Origin of the sequence: Borrelia nietonii YOR (assembly GCF_023035795.1) — a bacterium.
GTDB classification, from domain to species: domain Bacteria; phylum Spirochaetota; class Spirochaetia; order Borreliales; family Borreliaceae; genus Borrelia; species Borrelia hermsii.
Genome location: NZ_CP073148.1, coordinates 867,155 through 889,033, shown reverse-complemented (window position 1 = coordinate 889,033; position 21,879 = coordinate 867,155). Strand labels below are relative to the sequence as shown.

General features: G+C 28.5%; 20 protein-coding genes. 7 read left to right on the top strand and 13 right to left on the bottom strand.

Annotated elements, in window-relative coordinates:
* Positions 1–42 precede the first annotated feature (42 nt).
* The 5 genes from topA to bhYOR_RS04215 all read left to right on the top strand — a co-directional run bounded on the left by topA (position 43) and on the right by bhYOR_RS04215 (position 8,018).
* Positions 43–2,580: a type I DNA topoisomerase gene (gene topA, locus bhYOR_RS04235; RefSeq protein WP_025400131.1), complete on the top strand. Its 2,538-nt coding sequence runs from the start codon at positions 43–45 to the stop codon at positions 2,578–2,580.
* 3 nt (positions 2,581–2,583) lie between these two features.
* Positions 2,584–5,070, top strand: a complete 2,487-nt coding sequence (locus tag bhYOR_RS04230) for an ATP-dependent RNA helicase (protein ID WP_025400130.1) — start codon at positions 2,584–2,586, stop codon at positions 5,068–5,070.
* A 120-nt stretch (positions 5,071–5,190) separates the two neighbouring features.
* The gene (locus bhYOR_RS04225; RefSeq protein WP_247088236.1) at positions 5,191–6,642 is read left to right on the top strand and encodes a PTS transporter subunit EIIC; all 1,452 of its coding nucleotides are present in this window, start codon (positions 5,191–5,193) and stop codon (positions 6,640–6,642) included.
* Between the two features lie 82 nt (positions 6,643–6,724).
* Complete coding sequence (locus bhYOR_RS04220; RefSeq protein WP_025400128.1) at positions 6,725–7,237, top strand: hypothetical protein; 513 nt, start codon at positions 6,725–6,727, stop codon at positions 7,235–7,237.
* Entirely contained in the window at positions 7,230–8,018 is a 789-nt protein-coding gene (locus bhYOR_RS04215; RefSeq protein ID WP_025400127.1) for a phosphodiester glycosidase family protein, read from the top strand. The genes bhYOR_RS04220 and bhYOR_RS04215 overlap by 8 nt, the downstream gene beginning before the upstream one ends.
* Here bhYOR_RS04215 and bhYOR_RS04210 read toward each other — a convergent pair.
* Positions 8,011–8,559, bottom strand: coding sequence for a TDE1717 family outer membrane beta-barrel protein (locus bhYOR_RS04210; protein WP_025400126.1), 549 nt, complete (start codon positions 8,557–8,559; stop codon positions 8,011–8,013). The genes bhYOR_RS04215 and bhYOR_RS04210 overlap by 8 nt on opposite strands.
* A gap of 78 nt (positions 8,560–8,637) precedes the next feature.
* Between bhYOR_RS04210 and bhYOR_RS04205 the strand changes: the two genes are divergently transcribed.
* Positions 8,638–8,997, top strand: a complete 360-nt coding sequence (locus tag bhYOR_RS04205) for a hypothetical protein (protein WP_025400125.1) — start codon at positions 8,638–8,640, stop codon at positions 8,995–8,997.
* A 161-nt stretch (positions 8,998–9,158) separates the two neighbouring features.
* Here bhYOR_RS04205 and miaA read toward each other — a convergent pair whose 3' ends face one another.
* From miaA to bhYOR_RS04160, 9 genes are read right to left on the bottom strand one after another with little or no spacing between them, the layout of a single operon-like run.
* Positions 9,159–10,061 carry a tRNA (adenosine(37)-N6)-dimethylallyltransferase MiaA gene (gene miaA, locus bhYOR_RS04200; protein ID WP_025400124.1) on the bottom strand — a complete coding sequence of 301 codons (903 nt, stop codon included), beginning with the start codon at positions 10,059–10,061 and terminating at the stop codon, positions 9,159–9,161.
* Entirely contained in the window at positions 10,048–10,245 is a 198-nt protein-coding gene (locus bhYOR_RS04195; RefSeq protein WP_025400123.1) for a DNA-directed RNA polymerase subunit omega, read from the bottom strand. Before bhYOR_RS04195 ends, miaA begins: the two co-directional genes overlap by 14 nt.
* 24 nt (positions 10,246–10,269) lie before the next feature.
* On the bottom strand, positions 10,270–10,809 hold the full coding sequence (gene cmk, locus bhYOR_RS04190; RefSeq protein ID WP_025400122.1) for a (d)CMP kinase: 540 nt from the start codon (positions 10,807–10,809) through the stop codon (positions 10,270–10,272).
* Positions 10,806–11,675: a YicC/YloC family endoribonuclease gene (locus bhYOR_RS04185; RefSeq protein WP_025400121.1), complete on the bottom strand. Its 870-nt coding sequence runs from the start codon at positions 11,673–11,675 to the stop codon at positions 10,806–10,808. Before bhYOR_RS04185 ends, cmk begins: the two co-directional genes overlap by 4 nt.
* An 11-nt stretch (positions 11,676–11,686) precedes the next feature.
* Positions 11,687–13,093, bottom strand: coding sequence for a UDP-N-acetylmuramate--L-alanine ligase (gene murC, locus bhYOR_RS04180; protein ID WP_025434149.1), 1,407 nt, complete (start codon positions 13,091–13,093; stop codon positions 11,687–11,689).
* Positions 13,083–14,027, bottom strand: a complete 945-nt coding sequence (locus tag bhYOR_RS04175) for a hypothetical protein (RefSeq protein ID WP_038446260.1) — start codon at positions 14,025–14,027, stop codon at positions 13,083–13,085. Before bhYOR_RS04175 ends, murC begins: the two co-directional genes overlap by 11 nt.
* The gene (locus bhYOR_RS04170; protein ID WP_025434148.1) at positions 14,005–14,967 is read right to left on the bottom strand and encodes an RluA family pseudouridine synthase; all 963 of its coding nucleotides are present in this window, start codon (positions 14,965–14,967) and stop codon (positions 14,005–14,007) included. Before bhYOR_RS04170 ends, bhYOR_RS04175 begins: the two co-directional genes overlap by 23 nt.
* Positions 14,968–14,971: 4 nt before the next feature.
* A complete protein-coding gene (locus bhYOR_RS04165) occupies positions 14,972–16,393 on the bottom strand; it encodes a sodium:solute symporter family transporter (protein WP_025400117.1) in 1,422 nt (473 codons plus the stop codon).
* Positions 16,386–16,520 carry a hypothetical protein gene (locus bhYOR_RS04160; protein WP_241763738.1) on the bottom strand — a complete coding sequence of 45 codons (135 nt, stop codon included), beginning with the start codon at positions 16,518–16,520 and terminating at the stop codon, positions 16,386–16,388. The genes bhYOR_RS04165 and bhYOR_RS04160 overlap by 8 nt, the downstream gene beginning before the upstream one ends.
* A 115-nt stretch (positions 16,521–16,635) precedes the next feature.
* Here bhYOR_RS04160 and coaBC point away from each other — a divergent pair, with 115 nt between their 5' ends.
* Positions 16,636–17,811 carry a bifunctional phosphopantothenoylcysteine decarboxylase/phosphopantothenate--cysteine ligase CoaBC gene (gene coaBC, locus bhYOR_RS04155; RefSeq protein ID WP_025400116.1) on the top strand — a complete coding sequence of 392 codons (1,176 nt, stop codon included), beginning with the start codon at positions 16,636–16,638 and terminating at the stop codon, positions 17,809–17,811.
* Here the strand turns inward: coaBC and bhYOR_RS04150 are convergent.
* Genes bhYOR_RS04150 through tgt form a run of 3 tightly spaced genes read right to left on the bottom strand, consistent with a single transcriptional unit; the run spans position 17,805 to position 21,869 of the window.
* Complete coding sequence (locus tag bhYOR_RS04150) at positions 17,805–19,229, bottom strand: HEAT repeat domain-containing protein (protein WP_025400115.1); 1,425 nt, start codon at positions 19,227–19,229, stop codon at positions 17,805–17,807. The genes coaBC and bhYOR_RS04150 overlap by 7 nt on opposite strands.
* Entirely contained in the window at positions 19,226–20,749 is a 1,524-nt protein-coding gene (gene murJ, locus bhYOR_RS04145) for a murein biosynthesis integral membrane protein MurJ (protein ID WP_025400114.1), read from the bottom strand. The genes bhYOR_RS04150 and murJ overlap by 4 nt, the downstream gene beginning before the upstream one ends.
* A complete protein-coding gene (tgt, locus tag bhYOR_RS04140) occupies positions 20,742–21,869 on the bottom strand; it encodes a tRNA guanosine(34) transglycosylase Tgt (protein ID WP_025434147.1) in 1,128 nt (375 codons plus the stop codon). Before tgt ends, murJ begins: the two co-directional genes overlap by 8 nt.
* Positions 21,870–21,879: the final 10 nt, after the last annotated feature.

Below are 21,879 nucleotides of genomic sequence, written 5' to 3'. Positions count from 1 at the left end.
ACAATTTACACATTATGTTATATTATATATGATAAGGGTTTTATGCAACAAAGAAAATTAATAATAGTAGAATCACCAACAAAAGCAACAACAATAAAGAAATATCTTGATAACTCATTTTCAGTAGAAGCTTGCATAGGACATATAAGAGATTTACCAAACAGTGCTAAAGAAATACCTGATGAATATAAAAAATTTGAATGGGCAAACCTCTCTATAGATTGTCAAAATGACTTTAAACCACTCTACATTATTCCAAGCAACAAAAAAACAGTAATTGAAAAACTAAAAAATCTTGTAAAAGAGCAAGATGAAATTTATCTTGCAACTGACCAAGATAGAGAAGGCGAAACAATAGCTTTCCATCTAAAAGAAGTATTACAAATTAAAAATTATAAAAGAATGGTATTCCATGAAATTACAAAAAGTGCAATAATCGATTCACTCAATAATACAAGAGAGATTAACATGAATCTCGTTAATGCTGGCGAGACAAGAAGAATAATAGATAGACTTTATGGATATACTATCTCTCCTCTACTTTGGAAAAAAATTGCTTACGGACTTTCTGCTGGCAGAGTACAATCCGTTGGCCTTCAATTAATTATAGAAAAAGAAATGACAAGAATAAATTTCAAGAAAGCTAATTATTACTCCATTACACTTGAATGCAAACATAATAAAAATGATATACAGATTAAAACAACATTAGAAAAGATTGAAAATAAAAATATAGCTGAGAGCAAAGACTTTGTAAACGATACAGGGGTTTTACACAATCCTGATAAGACAATTGTAATAGACAAAATATTAATGAATGTGCTTACAAAAGAATTAAACAAGACAAAGGAGATCGAGGTAATTTCAATTGAAACAAAAGAAATAAAACAAGCTCCTCCTAAACCATTCATTACATCTTCCCTTCAACAAGAAGTAAACAGACGATTAAAAATAGGAACCAAACAAATTATGAATTATGCACAAAAATTGTATGAACGTGGTTACATAACTTATATGAGAACAGATTCTTATAACATTGCAAAAACCGCAAGAGAGAAAATAAAAACTATTATAAAACAAAAATACGGTGAAGAATATATAGAAACAAATGACAGAATATATGCTAAAGTAAAAATGGCTCAAGATGCACATGAATCCATAAGACCTTCTGAAATGTTCACCCCTCCTGAACAAATACAAATAGAAAGCGAGACTGCCAAAGAAATATATAAAATAATATGGGATAGAACTATTGAATCCGTCATGAAAGATGCAATAAAAAAAGTTATTAAAATAACATTGAAATATGAAAATTTAACTTTTAAGTCAAGTTTCACAAACCTTATTTTTGATGGGTTTCTTAAAAATAGTAAAGAATCTTATGAAAACAAGATCATAGATTTTTCCCTCATAAAAAAGGGTGATAAATTTGTCATACTAGATATCAAACCAGAAGAGCACGAAACCAAACCTCCACTTAGATATACAGAAGCATCACTAGTACAAAAACTTGAAAAAGAAGGTATAGGACGTCCTTCAACTTATTCAAGTATTATCTCAACACTCTTTGAAAGAGAATATATATTTAAACAAAATAATACGTTAATACCAACAATAAAAGGAGCTGCTGTAACAAATCTTTTAAAAAAATATTTCCCAGTACTAATTGAACTAAAATTTACATCCCACATGGAAGAAAACTTAGACAAGATCGCAATAGGAACACTGGACAAAATAAAATATCTAAATAAATTTTATAATGGAGAAGAAGGTCTTAAGAATACAGTAAATAAAATAGAACCCATTATTAGCCCTGGAGAATTTAGAATAGTCCATGAATACAATAATGACGAAAAATTTAATTATAAAATCAACATTGGCAAGTTCGGTCCTTATTTAATTTTTAATGGAAATAATTACTCAATTAATGTAACAACACCATTAGAAAACTTATATAAAGAAGATGAAATAAAAAAAATAATAGCAGAAAAAGAAACACAACCCAATATATTAGGAGTTGATCCTGCAACAGGGCTTAATGTAATATACAAAAATTCAAAATATGGAGGAATTGTCCAACTTGGGGAGGATGTTTATGCTCCACAAGAATTTACAAAAACAGGTAAGCCCAAAAAACCTAAAATAATAAAAGCTAAAAAAGTTTCAACAAAAAACATAGAATATGAAAATCTAACCTTAGAACTTGCTCTTAAGTTACTCTCACTTCCAAAAATAATTGGAGAATATCCAAAAACTCATGAAAAAATAATTGCTACAACAGGAATTTTTGGAGATTATATTAAAACTGAAAACAATAGCATAATATGCCCACTAAAAAAAGATATGAAAGCATACGAAATAACACTAGAAGAATCAATTAAACTGCTAGACGCGAAATTAGAAAAAAATGGCATTATCGTAAAAACGATACCACTATCAAAAAATAAAGTTGGAAATAAAATTTATGTTTACAAACAAAATGATAAATTATATGCTAAAATTAAGAGGAAAAAGGTTGATTTACCTACTAACATTGACCTTGATCAAATAGATGCAGCTTACGTGTGCGGACTAATGTAAGATATGAATGATTTTTGTCTTCCCATTTATAAATATAAAGATGAATTAATTAAAAAGTTAAAAACAAATAATGTTTTAATCGTAGAGAGTCCAACAGGAAGTGGAAAAACCACACAAATACCAAGAATAATATATGAAGCAGGACTAGCAAAACTTGGAAAAATTGGTGTAACACAACCAAGAAGAATAGCTACGATATCAATAGCAGAATACATTGCAAAACACATTGGGGTAAACCTTGGAGAAGAGGTAGGTTACAAAATAAGATTTCAAGAGATTACAAGTCCCAAAACCAAGATTAAATTAATGACCGATGGGGTTTTATTACAAGAACTCAAAAAAGACACTCTACTTTATGAATATGACGTAATAATAATAGATGAAGCTCATGAGAGAAGTTTGAACATAGATTTCATACTAGGACTTATTAAAGATATATTAAAAAAAAGAAACGATTTTAAAGTCATAATCTCATCCGCCACAATAAATACAAAAGTATTTTCAAAATACTTTAATAATGCTCCAATACTTAATATAGAAACAATTACTTATCCTGTACAAATAATCTATAATCCACCACTACTTAACACATCAAAGTCAATGATATTAAAAATAAAAGAAATAATTAGCGGTATAATTAAAGAAAAAAAAGAAGGTGATATCCTTATATTCCTATCTGGAGAGAAGGAAATAAAAGAAACAATAAAAGCAATTTATGAACTAAATTCCAAACAAGATTTAGTAATATTGCCTCTATATGGTCGAATGGCAAAAGAAGCACAAGAACAAATATTTATGCCTACCCCAAAGAATAAAAGAAAAATTATAGTATCAACAAATATTGCAGAAACTTCAATTACAATTGAAAATATTAAGATAGTAATTGATAGCGGAAAAGTCAAAACAAATAAATTCCAAATGAAAACACACACTTACTCACTTCAAGAAGTACCAATTTCAAAATCATCTGCAACACAAAGAGCAGGAAGAGCAGGAAGACTTTCAAAGGGAACATGTTACAGACTATATAAAAGGGATGAATATCAATTAAGAGACGAATATCAAAAGGAAGAAATATACAGAACAGATCTCTCGGAAGTAATATTAAGAATGGCAGATATCGGAATTAGAAATTTTACAAAATTTGACTTCATTTCCAAACCATCAATTAAATCTATTCAAACAGCAAGTGACATATTAAAATCCCTAGATGCAATAAATGAAAAAAATGAGCTTACGGAAATTGGCAAATATATGATAATATTTCCTCTAATACCAATACATTCAAGGGCTTTAGTTGAAGCAATGATGAAATATCAAAAAGCAATATACCCAACCACAATTGGGCTATCATTTCTATCCACAAGTGGAATTTTTTTACTACCTCAAAACGAAGAAATAGAGGCTAGACAAGCTCATCTGAAATACAAAAATCCACTAGGTGATTTAATAGGATTTATTAATATATTTGAAGATTACAAAAAAGCAATTAACAAAGAAGCCTTTGCTCAAGAGAACTACCTAGACTTACAAGGTCTTGAAGAGATTACTAATGTACAAAGACAACTTGAAAATATTGTAAGTAGCTTCAACATACCAATAGTACACACACATGAAATTGATCAAGAAGGCTACTTAAAATCGATAATGAGAGGTATGAAAGATTATATTTGCTTTAAAACCTTAAAAACTAAATATAAAACAATAAAAGCACAAAATGTAGTAATTCATCCTGGCTCACTTATTAACACAGATTCTGTAAAGTATTTCGTTGCAGGAGAAATAATTGAGACAAGTAAAAGATATGCCAGATCAATTGGAGTACTTAAAAAAGAATGGATCAATGATATTCAATTTGAAGAAAATGAACATAAAAATACCCAAAAAGAGAATAAAAAATTAAATAACATCCACAAAAATATAACAAAAAAAGATAAAAAACCTGTATTAGAAAATGAAATAACTATTGGGGGAAAAAAATTTAAAACTCAAAATGAATATAAAAATCAATTAACACTTAGCTTAAAGGAAGTTAAGGAATTAATTTTAAGAGGACTAAAAAACGAAGAAGAGAAAGCAATAAGAAATATCCTTGCAACATTAACACATGAAAATTTAATAATATTTAAAAATAAGAAATTAATAGAAATAATGCGTATAGTAAATGGTATGGAATCAGACTGGACGTTTATTAAAACATATGAAAACGCAAATATCAATATTAATGAAATTGATAAGATGAAAAACATTTTAGAATGCACTATGAGTTTCACTAAACATCCCAATAAAAAGTCAGTACTTTTCCTATCACTTAGAAGTGACTACTCTTGCAATTTTTGGCTAAAACCTCAAAAAAGTTTTATCATAGCAATCGAAGAATCAATGGACAGCATCAAAAGCCTGATTGACAATCAAGACAATATTAAAAAACTTGCCCCTATTAAAAAAACAGTAAATAAAGTTTATAAAAAATTAAACTTCTTTTTTTAATTTTTTTTAATCAAAAATCCATAAATCACACTTAAGGTTGCCAAAACAAATATTAATAAAATATAATGAACATTACTTAAACTAGAATCTTATTTAAAAGTTAATAAACAATATAAATCAATGGGGGCAAATATGAATAATTTGATGAAAAATATGCAAAATCTTGGAAAAGCCTTACAAACTCCTGCAGCTATTTTGCCAATTGCTGGACTTTTACTTGGATTTGGATATCTTATAATAGAAATTACAGAACCTTCTGACATGCTTAGACAAATTGGTAAATTAATGGAACAATCAGGCAGTGCCATTCTTGGAAACTTACCAATACTATTTGCAATCGGAACTGGAATGGGCCTATCTAAAAATAATAAGGCATCTGCAGCACTAGGAGGGGCTGTGGGATACTTAATTTTAAATGCAGGATTATCTACATTTACAATAATAATCAACGGGAAATCAGAACCCGTTAATATGTCAGTCTTGGGAGGTATTATTACAGGCGCAAGTTCAGCCATGCTTAGCGACAAAGTAATAAACTATAAAATACCACAATTCTTAGGTTTCTTTTCAGGACAAAGACTAGTGCCAATAGCTAATGGAATGCTGTCTGCAATACTTGCCATAATATTTGGTTTCCTATGGGCACCACTACAAATAACTATCAATCAAATTGGAATCTGGATGATAGAAGCTGGTAATCTGGGAGTATTTGTATTTGGCTTCTTAAATAGATTACTCATAATAACAGGTCTACATCAGCTTTTAAACACTTTGGTATATTTTGTATTCGGAGAATACACCACAAAGGACGGCAACATAATCCAAGGAGAAATTACAAGATATTTAAATGGGGATCCAACCGCTGGTGCATTCACATCAGGGATGTATCCAATTATGCTATTTGGACTACCAGGTGCTGCTCTTGCAATGTACTTAACATCCAAAAAGGAAAGAAGAAAAGAAGTAGGTGGTATTTTATTCTCAGCAGCACTCACCTCATTTCTAACAGGAATTACAGAACCAATAGAATATACATTCATGTTAGTAGCACCTCTGCTTTATCTAATACATGCTATTCTAACTGGAATAGCACTAATCATTACTAATATATTTGAAATACGCATAGCATTCGCACTCTCAGCAGGAATAATAGATTACTTTTTAATGTTTCCAAAATCAACAAACGCTCTTCTAATACTTCCGATAGGACTTGTAATTGGAACTGTCTACTTTGCCATTTTCATAGCACTAATTAAAACATTTAAAATCAAAACACCTGGTCGTGAAGATGATACTAAACAGCAAACAATATCTAATAATACTTCTAAGCTATCTCAAGATGAAGATTTTGAGGCAGTCATTCAAGCTCTTGGGGGACTTGATAATATAACAAATGTTGATTCATGCTTCACACGACTCAGAGTAGATGTGAAGTCTTCTTCATTAGTAAATAAAGATTTAATGAACAAGCTTGGGGCTGCTGGAACAATCATTACATCAGGAAATCAAACTCAAGTAATATTCGGTGCAAGATCCGAACAAATTTCAAATTACATAAAATCCAAAATTTAAATCATAACGAATAAGAAGAAAAAATTTATTCATTTCTTCTTATTCTCATTAAAAAAGTATATAATACTTAAAATAAAATCATATGGATCTAATACCACCTAAAATATTACTGCTCTTGTTATTAATAATCCCTTTTACTCTAACATACGGTACAGACAAAGAAAAGTTTGAAAAATTAAATAAACTATACATGCTATATGACTTAAACAACAATCTACCGAAAGAACTTGAGACAATAAATGCAATCAAAAATCTAAACTTGGAATATTATCATTTACTCATGATCAAATATTTACTTAAAATAAAAAAATATGAAGAAGCTAATAATTTTCTAACAAAAATGAAAGCACCTAAAGATGAAAACATAAAAAATGAAATTTTGTTACTAAAACTCAGAATCAATGAAGAGAACATAAGCGAAGATGAAATCAATGACATTTTACAAAAAAATAAAAAGTTAGATATAAAAATAATATACCAGTTATATAATATTGCAATAATAAAAGATTACAAAATGGCTTTAAAGATAAAAAATATAATCTTAAAAAACTATCCTAAAAGTATTTATTCTTATAAAATAAAAAGAAATGAATAAAAAAATCTTAGGCATAATAATATTAAGTGTGTCATTAAACGTCTTATCAGCGCAAAAACCACTCAATTCAGAAGACGTGGACATGAAATATGAAATAATTAAAAGTTCTTTTAAAGAAAGCAATTACGTCATTGTCAAGATTAAAAACAAAAATTTAAAGTTCATAATACCAAAGCCTATTTATGATCAAAAAATGAATAATTATTACTTTAAAGGCCAAACAACAAGCCAATTTTTACTTTCTAACAAAGTGGATATTGCCATTAACACTAGCCCATATGAGATTAAAGAAAATATGTTTTATCCTAATGGTTTATATATATATGATAAAAAAATCATATCCAATGCAAAAAAAACTCAAGGAATAATTATAATTAAGAACAATCAAATAATATTAAATCCTAAGCAAGACGAGATCAAAAATTCTGATTATGGTTTTAGCGGATTCTTTCCTTTAATTACAAATGGAACTTACACTAAAAATTTTAAAGAAAATAAACATCCAAGAACAATAATAGGTACTGATAAAGAAAACAAACACCTATATCTAATAACAGTGGAAGGAAGAGGTACTAATAATAGCAAAGGAATCTCATTAAATGAAGCCATAGATCTATCATTAAATTATGCTATTACCAACTCTATTAATCTAGATGGAGGTGGTTCAAGCACACTTGTAACAAAATTTAACAACCTTCCTCATAAACTCAATGTTACATCTAATCTTTTTGGGCAAGAGAGAATGGTTCCTTTTCACTTAGGAATAAAACTGCCTAACTAAGAAACTTCCAACCAATATTAATTCCAAGAGTAATCTCAGTTGTTAAAGAAGAACAATTCTTTACAGAAAGAGAAGTAGGTGAAATTGAAAGCATAAATAAAGGTCTAATATAGAGTCCTTTAACTTCAGGAATGAACAAATCTGTAGCAAATCCTAAAGACAAAAACACCAGGTCTTGCCTCTTGGCGCTTAAATCAATTGTATATTTAATCCCAAGAAGGGGAAATAATGTTCTAACATACTCCTTAAAAACAATCGGATAAATCCCATAAAGCCCAAAAGCAAAATATCTACTATGATGACTAGATAAAAAAGCATCCTTATAAGAGATATCCAAAATAACATAATTAGCATCAAAAAACAAATTTAAATTTATTCCATTGTCTACTCTACTATAATTTTTTACAGACTTATTTATATCACTTTTGCTAGTATAATTAGTGAACTGATAAGAAAATCCCCCTCCAAAAGATAATGGATATGCAAATATTAAAGCACTAGAAGGAAAAAATAGAAATAATAAAAAAACATATTTTTTCATTGATAATCCTTAAACTTTCTAAAAAAATATTATATTATTATATATAATTGGATATCAAGTAACATATATAATAAAACTATGAAAATAAAATTGCTATGCTTAATCCCTATAATATTTTTAACATGCAGCAAGAAATTAGAAATTCCCTTAACAAAAAAATTCAAATTACCCAAAAGTAGTGTCTTGGGATTTTCAAGAAAAGTAGGAATCATAACAAAAAATTATGCTATTTTAAATAATGTAACTAAAACGGACAATACTAATTATGATTATCTAACAATAATTAGAAAAGACGAAATAGTAAAAATCGAAAAAATAATGCAAAACGCCGAAAAACATGGAATTAAAGGCAAATGGATATTAGCAACCTACAAAGGAAAAAAAGGGTATATCTTTAGTAAAGATATAAATATAATAGATAATATAATTATCGAATAAACTAATAACATAAAAATGTTAGCTAGCAAAAAACCAACTAACATTTCGATTATTTATTCTTCTTTTTATGTCTATTCTTTCTTCTCTTTTTCTTTCGCTTATGAGTAGATATTTTTTGTAATTTTCTTTTTCTTCCACAAGGCACGCCTTATATCTCCTTATTAAACAAAAATTAAATCCAAAATGTTCTTTAAATCATCATCTGGATGAAACCACAAAACATTAGGAATTTTATCAAAAAAAGTCATCTGCCTTTTTACATACAAAAATGAATTCTTAACTATTAAGTTTATTATATCATTTAACATAGAATAAGGTCTACTCTTCCACAACAAAAATTCACGGTACCCTATTCCTTTAAAAGCCGGGGTTGTCTCATTGTATCCTTTCCCTAATAAGCTTTTAATCTCTTCAAGCAATCCGCAATCAAGCATATTCTTTACCCTAGATATTATCCTAGACTTCATTTCTTCCATAGGCCTTCTCAAACCAATAGCTAAAACATTTTCAATCATCTGCCCTCTTTTTAAAAATTGACTAATTGGAATACCTGTTTGATAATAAACTTCAAGCGATCTTTTAATCCTATAAATATCATTTTTACTAATTGACTTATATCTTTCAAAGTCTACTCTCTTAAGCTCCTCTAAGAGATAATTCTTCCCCCTTGTAGTAAAAAGACTATTTACATAAAGTCTTATTTCAGAAGAAACAGGCGGTGTACTGGGCAATCCATATTTTAAATGCTTAAAATAAAAAGCCGACCCACCTACAAATACAGGTAGCTTCTTTTGCACTCTTAAATTCTCTATTATTTTACATGCTTCCTTATAAAATATTCCAAGATTATACTCTTCAATCGGTTCTAAAAAATCCACTAAATGATGCTTTATATGAGACCTCAACTCAACGCTAGGCTTACAAGACGCAATATCAAACTCCTTATAAACTTGAACAGAATCGACATTAATTACTTCAGCGACACCTTTTGGAAAATTGAATAAAAGCTCACTCTTACCTACAGCCGTAGGACCAAATATAAAAACTATTTTATTTCTCTTCAATTGAATACGTAAATCGACCTATCAAAATATCATTAAAAGCTTGGCTTACTACTCTCTCATCAGAAATAGTATGCTCTGCTAAAGAAATTTGATCAATAATTTGATCTGTACGAATTATCACTGCCATAACAAGTTCATAATAATTGCCATCAAAATCCTGTATCTCTTTTAAAGGTATTCTCATTCCTTTTAAACCTCCTTAATTTATTTACTTAATATATAATTTCCTCTTTTCTATTTCATCCTTTATCAATTCAAAAACTTTATTTGCAGATCTATCGGTTGTATCAACTATAAAATCAGCTACATCTAAATAATTATCAATATCTATATTATAGACAGACAAATACCTCTTTGAATCATTAAAATCTCTATTAAAAGTACTCCTTAAAATATCGGAATACATACCACCTTCTCTGTTTATTATTCTCTCTGCCCGAATTTCTATCTTCGCATAAAGATATATCTTTAAATCAGCATTTTTTGAAAGCCAAATTGCAAGCCGGGACGCAAGAACTGTATTATCCTCTTTTGAAAGCTCCAATAATTTACCATCAAGATATTCATCCCAATAATGATCATCTCTACCAATGATTTCTTTCTCATAAAACATATCAAAGGGCATATTTTTCTCTCTAGCAATATCATGAAAAGTATAATTAACAAGTTTTAGGCCATAATACTTTGCAAGCATTCCACTAATAGTTGTATTACCACAACCACTCTTACCAGAAACAGCTATCCTCATTCAATATTCCTTAGATGTTCTTTTATTTTCTCTAAATTTAATTTCATGTTTAAAACTAAATTTCTAATATCAAGATCAATTGCTTTATTGCTCATTGTTGTAACCTCTCTATGCATTTCCTGAGCAATAAACTCTAAAATCTTGCCACACGCCTCATTTTCAAGATTTTTATAAAAATTATCTATATGTGAATATAATCTTACTATTTCCTCATTAATATCTAACCTAATTGACATCTTAGCAGCCTCTTCTGCAATATTAACATCACTAAAATCATCCATTAACTTTAATAAATTTTCCTTAAGACTTAAGAAAAGCTTATTATTTATACTACTCTGAGAGTTCTTTAACAGTCCTAAATTCTCCCGTATTAACATAAGAATTGAAATTATATCTTGTTTAGTATTCTCACCCTCAAAGGTCCTACTCTTATCATAATTTAATAAAGTTTCTTCCAAAACTTCCTTAAAAGCATTAAAAATTATTTCCTGATTAACATCACTCTCATCAACAATAATTAAAGCTCCTCTTAAAGACAAGAAATCACCAATACTTAATTCATCCTTAATATTTAAACTACTATGCAATAAACTATCTCTAAGACGAGTAATAGCCTCAACATAATGGGGATTCACACTAAAATTAATATTTGGAACTATTTCCTTATATCCTACATTTAAGAAAACATTTCCCCTTTTAACATAATTTGAAATAAAATTTCTTATCTCAAGCTCATAAGCATATAAAATTTCAGGTAATTTAAATTTAAATTCTAAAAATCTACCATTATAAGACTTTAAATTAACACTAAACATATAATTTGAAATAACTTTTTCCAAGTGAAAAAATCCAGTCATACTTTTCATTCAAAATACCTTTATAAAAAATCATGTAAAATAAAATTATTACCAGCTCCCATTGTAACAAATAAATCATTTCTCTTTAATAAACCCTTTATAAAATCAACAGAATCAACTACTTCTTTAAAAAAATAAACATTCTGATTTAAATCTTTAAGAGCTGAAAACAATTCTCTAGAGAGTTTATTAGGATCAAAATTTTCTCTAACCGAAAGATATATATTATGCAAAATCAATACATCAACATTACTTAAAGCTTCAACAAACTCATCAAAAAGAACTTGTGTTCTTGTAAAAGTATGTGGCATAAAATCTAAAATAATACGCCTATCCTTATAAAAATTCTTAAGTCCCAAAAGAGTACTTTCAATTTCCTTTGGATGATGAGCATAATCATCAAGATATATAACCCCATCTTTTTCCATGATAAATTCCAACCTTCTTTTAATGCCCATGTACTCTTTAGCTACTATCTTTATTCTCTCATCAAAACTCCAAACTAATTTTTTATGTTCCTCTAAAAATAGCTTTAAAGCTAGAAGTGCTGATGCAAAATTTGAAACATTATGCATCAAAGGGGTTCTTAGCCTAATATCAATACCCCCTAAAAAATCAAACTTTAAAAACTCGTCTATCACCTCAAAATGCTTAATTTCAAAATCAGCCAAAGAATTAAATCCAAAACTAAAGACTTTAATATCTTTTCTTAAGATTTTATTTTTAATTTTAAGCAAATTAACTTCATCAGCATTTATTATTAATATCCCATTTTGCTTTAAATTATTAATATATTTTAAGAAAACATTTAAAACTGCTTCATAATTTTCAAAAAAATCAACATGTTCATAATCAATATTATTTAAAACAATCATATCCGGAGAAAAGTGTAAAAAATGAGTCCTATACTCACAAGTCTCTGCAATAAATATATTGCCCTGACCGACAAGACTAGATTTATTTTTAAAATCTTTAACACCTGCACCTAATATTACATTAGGCTGCAATCCTAGACTATTAAATAGCATACCTAAGAATGCCGCTGTGGTAGTTTTGCCATGAGAGCCTGCAACTCCGATACTATAATATTTTTTAGAAATCTTACCAAGAACCTCAGGATAAGATAAAATAGGAATACCAAGTTCACGTGCTTCTAGCAAAACAGATAAATTATCCTTATCATAAGCTGGTGAATATACTAAAACATCATAAGATTTATTATGAATTTTGAGAGAAAACTCATCAATATTCTCATAATAAGTTATATTATTGCTCTTTAATATATCTTCCGTATGAAATTTTAAAGGAACATCGACCCCTTCTACAAAATACCCCTTATCATTTAAAAAACACGCAAGTGAACAAAGTCCAGAGCCCTTAATGCCTACCAAAAAGACATTACTTATATTATCCAAGTCAACATTCATCTTTTTTTTCCAAATTACCTTTTTGATCATAAAATCTATGTATGATGACATCAATACCAGATATATTAATTACCGTATATTTTAGTACGTTTTCAATAATATAATTCCTAAGCATTTCCGCACCATCAAGTAAATCATTCTTAAGTGGAATATCTAAAAAAAGCTTAAAACAATAACTGCCCTGACTCTTTTTAATTTTCAAATCATAGACAATATAATCTTTATTATATTCAGAAACACAATGTTCAATAATTTGTCTTACAGCATTTTTAGAAACAGATAAAGTTCCCCCCTCTTCATGAAAATGAGGCTTTACAATAGAACGAATATAATTCCGTTTTTTTGATAAAAATCCTTTACTTTTAAAAAAAACTCGAATCGAATCTAATAATAAACTTGGCTTAATAGATGTTATCTCAAAGGCAGCTGCTGGAACAACATGTTCGCCCATCTCTCTTGAAATTCTTGCCTTCTCTATTTCCTTTTTAGTAGAAATATCTGTTATATAAATAATTTTGGAAGAACTAGGCAATAAAAGTCGAGATGTTATTTTATCTATCATGCGAATACTTGTTCCCAATATCAATATTTTATTAAAATCTTCTTTGCGAAGAGCTTCAACAATTTCATTTCTATGCGCATCATCTTCAAAAATAGAACGCCTTATTGCATCAAACACATTATTCTCAAACTTAGCAGAACTCCCAGCAATAATCTTCATATTTTTTATTAGAACACCATCATCAATGATCAAAGGAATAGAATATTTATCTGCTATTAAATGAGATCTAAAACTTTTCCCAGTCCCAGCAACACCCACTAAAGAATAAACCTTAATCTTTACAAACTTATGTTTAATAGCAATTGAAATATCTTTTACTGCACCTAAGGCATTCTTAAATGTGAGCTTATTAAATAAATCCTTTAAAATCATATACACCAAAAATATTACTTATCTGTTTTAAAAAATCTGAACTAGGTTCAACAAAAAATTCATTTCTCAAAAATAAAGACTGGTTAAATTTTATCAAAAAAGAATGTAAAAAGTAATTGGTTTTTTTAAATTTAGAATCATATTTCTTATCATTAATCAAGGCATGTTTATTAAAAGCACATTGTGCTCTTATTTGATGCGTAAACCCCGTCCTAATTGACACCTCAGCAAGCGTTGAGGATTTAGAGACTAAAATTGGTTTAACATCGGTTATAGCATTACATTTGCCCCCATCATTAACAACGAAGGTTTTTCTTGCAATCCTATCACGATATAAAAAGTTCCTATAAGTCAAAGGTTTTTTAATCTCACCATCAAGTAAAGCCAAATACTTTTTAGTAACAATACCACTACTAAATGCCTTACTTAAAAGTCTTGCAGAATCTATATTTTTTGCAAAAATAATAAGTCCTGAGGTATTTCTATCTAATCTATGCACAGATGAAGGTTTAAAACTAAGAGACCCAAGATTTTCATCTAAAAGATAAGAATTAATCAGAGTACCAAGTGAACATTCATCTCCATGAACCAAAGTTCCTCTTCTCTTGTTAATTACAAGCAAATCCTCATCCTCATATACTATTCTTCTCTTTACATCTTTTAATATAGCATCCTCATCTTTAACTGTTATCTGACTTAAACTTAAACCTTGAAGTAAAGGTTTATATAAATAAATTTGATCATCCTTAAAAACTCTATGAGAGAAAGCAACCTTTAAATTATTTAAAAGAATATCTCCATTTCTAATATGTCTCATTATTTTCGATTTAGGAAATTTTAAAAACTTTATTAACACTGCATCAAGTCTTTTTCCATTATCATTTTTTAGAACATCAATAACGCTATATTTACCAACACTCTTAACATTCAAAGACAACATACAACTAAATTTTACTACATCTTTGACAAAAAAGATTAACTATCAAAAATGAAGATATAGATATAAAAAGTGCAGGAACAATAGGATGAAAATAATAACTACTTACTTCACCATAAAAAATCATGATTAAATAACTTAAAAGTCCCAAAAACTGAGAAATAAAAGCTGATATTTTACTTACAAAATTAAAATAAAGCCCAAAAACAATAATGGAAAAGAATGAAACTTCTAAAGCCCCAATTGCAAAAATATTTAAAAAAAACAAAAAATCAGGTGGATTTAAAGATAAAAAAACAATTATTGACATAAAACAAACATTAGAAATAATAGTAATTCTATTAATTCCAATCTTACCAACAAGATTCTTATTTAAAGACATTATTGCTTTTACCCAAATAGAAGACAGCAATAGAAGACCTGAATCTATTGTAGACATTATCGCTGATAAGAGTCCTACAAAAAATAATATAAATATTTTAGGATTTAACACCTCTAATGCTACATTTAAAATAAATTTATCATTTGGTTCAAATTTGGAAAAAATAACAAGGGAAAAAAAACCTATGAAATGCATAATAACAACTAAAAATCCTATTACAAAAGTAACAATGGGAAGAGAAAATCTCATAGATTTCACATCTTTAAATGCTATAAAATTATTAACAAATTGTGGCAGCCCCAATACTCCAATTCCTATTAATATCCAAAAAGAAATTATATATCCAATTTTCAAATCTAAATTTGATGGCAAAAATAAATCATCTTTAAGATTCAACCGAGCCATCTTAAAGAGATTACTAATTCCACCTCCCAAGTCAACTAATCTTGAAAATAATAGTACAGACGCTACGATCATCAAAATGCCTTGCATAAAATCCATATATGCTATCATCTTAAACCCTCCCAAGCAAACATATAAAAAAACAAATAGAGAGAAAAAAATAAGAGCATCAGTATAACCAATTTGAAAAAAAACTTCTAAAAGTTTAGCACCTCCCATAAGCTGAGCTGAGATTAAAAACAAAGAAAAAAAAATGATTATAAAACTACTAACCAGAACTAAAGAGCGACTAAAATATCTATATCCAATATAATCAATAATATTGATTGCATTAATTTTTTTTGCTTCCAAATTTAATTTCTCACCAACAATGACAAATGAAATTAAACTTGTCGGAATTTGAATAACTGCTAAGAATATGAAAGACAATCCATATCTATAAACAGCTGAGGGTCCTGAAATAAAACTACTAGCACTAATATAACTAGAAGCAACTACTACTGCCATTACGACAAAATTTATACCCTGATTTGCAAGAAAATAATTATGTAAAAATAACGATCCCGCCCTTTTTTTTCTAGCAAAAATACCAAAAGCACAATATAAAATCAAAAAGATAAAAAATACAAAAAATCCTCTAGTCATTTTTAAAAAAAATTACAAAAATACATACTAATAACAAACTGAAAATAGGAAAAAAGATACATGATAAAAAAAACCAAAGAGGAATATTAAAGATAGTAATAGGAAAGTAAGATAAACAAGCTGACAAAAGCCACCAAATAAATAAAAATAAATATATTATACTTGCAAAAAATACTTTATTTATCAATTAAAATCCTTTTAAAAATATTAAATACAATTATATAATATTGTATAAAATCAACATGAAAAAATACAAAAATATATTGATCGGAATATGCGGAGGAATTGCGGCTTACAAGTCAGCCTGTATTGTCTCAAGTCTAGTCAAAATGGGATATAATGTCAAAGTTATAATGACAGAAAATGCCACCAAATTCATTACTCCCCTAACACTAGAGACTGTCTCTAAAAACAGAGTAATTAAAAGCCTGTGGAACACAACACATGAGGAAGTAGAACACATAAACCTAGCAAGATGGGCAAATTTAATATTAATTATTCCAGCAACATACAATATCATTTCTAAGATTGCATCAGGGATTGCTGATGATGCTTTAAGTACAATAATATCTGCAAGTACAGCTCCAACTTACTTTGCAATAGCAATGAACAACATAATGTATCAAAACCCCATTTTAAAAGAAAACATTAAAAAATTAAAAAAATATAATTATAAATTTATTGAACCTGATGAAGGATTTCTGGCATGTTCTTTAAATGCCATTGGACGCCTTCGGAATGAAAATGATATTTTAAAAATAATATTAAACACATTAGAACCAAAATTACCTTTAAAAAACAAAAAGATACTAATAACCGCTTCTAGAACTGAAGAAGCATTAGATCCAATTCGTTACTTATCAAATAAATCAACAGGGCAAATGGGTTTCAATTTAGGTATTGAGGCGCAAAACCTTGGAGCTGATGTTACAATAATCACAGGCCCCAGCAATGAAAAAACACCTTATGGAATAAACGTTATTAGAATAAAAACAGCAACAGAAATGTACAAAGAAGCACTAAACATATACCAAGAATTCGATGTAATAATTGGTGCTGCTGCTGTTGCAGACTTTAGACCCGACAAGACTTATAAAACTAAAATCAAAAAAAACACAATGGAAGAGCTTCATATTAAGTTCATCAAAAATCCAGACATAATAAAACATATAGGTAAAAATAAAACTAAAAACCAAGTTGTTATTGGATTTTGTGCTCAAAAAGATGAAATCTTAATAGAAAAAGCCAAAGAAAAACTAAAGACAAAAAATTTAGACTATATTATTGCAAATGACTTAAAATATTTGGGATCAAGCTTAAACAAAATTTACATAATAAATAAAGACAGTGTCAAAGAACTCTCTGAAATGTCAAAAAAAGAAACGGCAACAGAGATTTTAAAAATCTTATATCAATAATTTGTTAAAAGTTTCCTTAAATACTCTGAACTAGTTGTTCTTTTAATCTCTTTAAGTTTGCCTGAGAGTAATGAGGATTTATTATAAACAGCTCCCCTAATTGCAAGATTCATTAAATCAACATTTTTACTCTCAATAATCCTAGAATAAAAATCATCAAAATTACCCTTCCTAGCTGAAAGAAACATAGCAATATTTGTAAGCAACTTTGAAGGTTTATTAATATTTTCCTTTTGCAAGAGATTTAAAGCAATCAAGCGTGCAGAATTTACATCTTTATCTAAAAGATAACTAAATATAGTAAGTTTAAAATTATTTTCAATACTAGAATCAAGCATTATATTTTGTATCTCTTCATATCCAGACCCCATATCTACTAAAGCTTTACCAGATGCTTCCCTGACTTTTAATGAAGGATCGCTTTTTAGCTTATAAATTAATACCTCTTTTGAAGCAATATCATTATGCTCTTTAATAGCCTCAACAGCGCCAATCCTAATGCTAGCATCAGCATCTCTTAAAAAATCATGCAAAATCTCTTTTGATTTTAAAGATACATCCTTTGAGAGTGCCCTTACAATGGCAATCTTAATATTATAATTGTTATTATTATTCTGAAGATATAAATCAGCATTCTCTGTTATTTTCTCAGGCATAAGATATGATAATGCTCTAATAGCTGAAGCCTTAATTGATGGATTTTCATAACTATCAACAGAAATTTCATAAAATCTATCTACATAATCAAAAGCATTAGATTTGCCAAGAGCAATAAGTATAGCCGACTTAGCTCCATCATTAGCAGAATATTTATCATAAATATCCATCATATCTTTTGAATATTCAGGAGAAGAAAGCTCACCAAGATAATAAGCAGCAGTAGCTACGATATTCCCTTCCTTATTCTCAAGAATATCAATAAGAGTTTTTTTTAAGGCATCCTTATCGCCAAATTCCTTAAGATATGAGATTGCTAAATTAATCAAATTGATAGGATATCTATTGCTCTCATAACTACCTAGAATATAATTAGCAGCATCAACACCACCTTCATATTTAAGTGATAAAAACAACTCAAAAATTGCTCGTTTAAGATCAATATTAAAAGTTTTCTGCAATCTCTTTTTAAGCAAAGCATTGTATCCACCATCACCTGATTTTTTAAGACTACTAATAATTTCAATCACTTGAGTATCAAGCCCATAAGAAATAGCATCATTTACATGCTTCACATCTAAGTTAACACTTTTAAGTTCAGGATCACTAGTAGCATCCCTCTCAACATTATTTTCCTTCATATCCTTATCAGTACTAGTCTCAGACTCCTGGATCATAACTAAAGATTTAGTTGATAATGTTAGCTCCTTAATAGCAAAAAGATCAAGCACAATACAAAACAAAAGAATAAACTCTCTCATGCAATCTCCCTACTAATAAACTTAAAAATCTTACTAACACCAAGCAAATAATAGCATAATATCAAAATAATAATATTAATTATACCTGCAACACTTAACAAGTAAAAATTATTTAAACTAAACCCTACATCCCATTTGAAATTATTAAAGAAAGTATAAAATAAATATAAAGGGATAAGGGAAATAAATGCCTTAATAAGAGCTATTGAGGACCTAAGAAGTTCAAGCTTAATTCCACACTTAAATCCAACAAAATAAAAGATAACCACACATAAAGCAAAAGAAATTGATTGTGCAATAGGCAAAATATCTACCACCTTATAAGACTTAATACCAAAAACTGAAATCGCAATATCAATGACAGCAAAAAGAAGATTAAAATAAAGCGGGATTTTTGAATTACGTATTGAAAAATAATATTTTTGAAACAGTCCAAAAATCGAAGAAAATAGTAATCCAATCAAAAAATATTGCAGTACACTAACGGTTTTTTGAGTATCATATACGGAAAATTTACCGCCTGTAAGCAATAAATTTAGAATAGGAGCAGCCCAAATATACATTAAAAATGACATTGGAACTAAAAGAAAAATTAAAATATCAATTCCCTGATTCAAAATTAAATCTAATCCTTTCTTATTGCCCGAAGAAGCATATTCAGCCATCTTAGGAAAAATAACTGTTGCAATTGAAACATAAAAGATTCCAACAGGAAGCTGATAATAAACAATTGCATTACTTAAAACAGAAACACTGCCAATATCCAGGGTTGATGCTAAAGCAAACGAAATTTGCTGAGTAGCAATTGCCGCTAAAGCTGATAAAATCATATTCGCCCATCTCTTTAAAAATCTTAAAAATGAAGAATCATTGAAGTTAAACATTGGTCTATATATAAAACCAATATAAATACAATTTATCATCTGAATTAAAAACTGCAAAATTCCACCAACAATTACTCCAATAACAGCACTATATATTCCATATTGCCTATAGAATAAACATATGCTTAATATAATACTAGAAGAGAGCATAACAGGGGAAAAAGATGGAATAAAAAAAACCTTATAAGAATTTAGCACTGATGCAAATATCGACGCTAAGCTTATAAGTAACACGTAAAGTATTAAGTAGTTAAATATATAACTAGCTAACTCCAAATTATTGCCCCTATAAGAAGATACAAAATACATAATCTGCTTAGAAAAAAGAATCATAATACAAATAACAAGACTAATACTTATAACATTAAAAGTGATGACTCGTCTTAAAAAATTAAGAGCATGCTTATTAGATTTCTTCATCTCATGCGTAAATTCAGGCATAAAAGCTGAAGTCATTGCACCTTCTGAAATAATCTTTCTTAAATTATTCGGAATATTAAAAACATAATTAAAAATATCTGCTTCAAGATTTGCACCAAAATAGTAAGAAAATACCTTTATCTTAATAAAACCCATAATACGTGAAAAAAAAATCGAAACCATAACAATAATTGTTGAAATAATATCTCTATTCATGAAAATTACCTTCATCATACTTGCTTAAATAAAGCTTTCTAAATTGTGTAAAATCATCATTCATAATTGCATCTCGAGCTTTTTGAATAAGTCTAAACATATAATGAATGTTATGCTCACTAGCTAACATAACTCCAAGGGTTTCTCCTGATTTGATTAAATGTCTTAAATATGCTCTTGAATATCTTGTACATAAAGTGCAAAAACAATCTCGCTCAACAGGAGAAGTATCAATATTAAACTCAGCTCTCTTAATACGCAATATTCCATTATCAGTTAAGAGTGAACCATGCCTAGCAATTCTTGTAGGATTAACACAATCAAAAATATCAATACCATAATATATTGCATCCAATATATAGTGAGGCGTACCAATTCCCATTACGTACTTTGGCTTATCTTTAGGTATTAATGAAGAATTATATTCAAGAATTTCTAAATATTTATCTCTTGGCTCTCCAACAGAAATTCCACCAATTGCAATACCAGGACTATTTAATTCTAAAATTGCTTCAGTACTTCTTCTCCTCAAATCTTTAAAAAAATTACCTTGCGTTATTAAGAATAAAAGACCATCATATCCTTCTTTTCTATTCTCATAAGCACGCAACGTACGACGAGCCCAAGAAGTTGTAATATTTGTATATAAACTCGCTTCACTGTAATCAATCCCATAAGAACTACAAATATCAAGTGCCATAATAATATCACTTTCAAAAATCTCTTGCATCTTAAATACACTCTCAGGTGTAAAATAGTGCCTAGAGCCATCAATATGAGATTTAAAATCTACTCCCTCAGTTTCAATTTTCCTAAAATTAGATAAAGAGAATACTTGAAATCCCCCAGAATCTGTTAAAAAATTTTTATTCCAAGTTGTAAAATTATGCAAACTTCCATATTCTTTTATTACATCAATGCCAGGTCTTAAATAGAGATGATAAGTATTTGCAAGCATTAAATTACACCCCAATTGATCAAGCACATCATGCTTTAAAGCTTTCATTGCGCCCAAAGTACCAACCGGCATGAAACACGGAGTTGTCACCTTTCCATGAGGAAGTTCAAGCACACCAATTCGTGCATTAGAATTCTTATCATTTTTAATAATATTAAACATAAAATTCCCA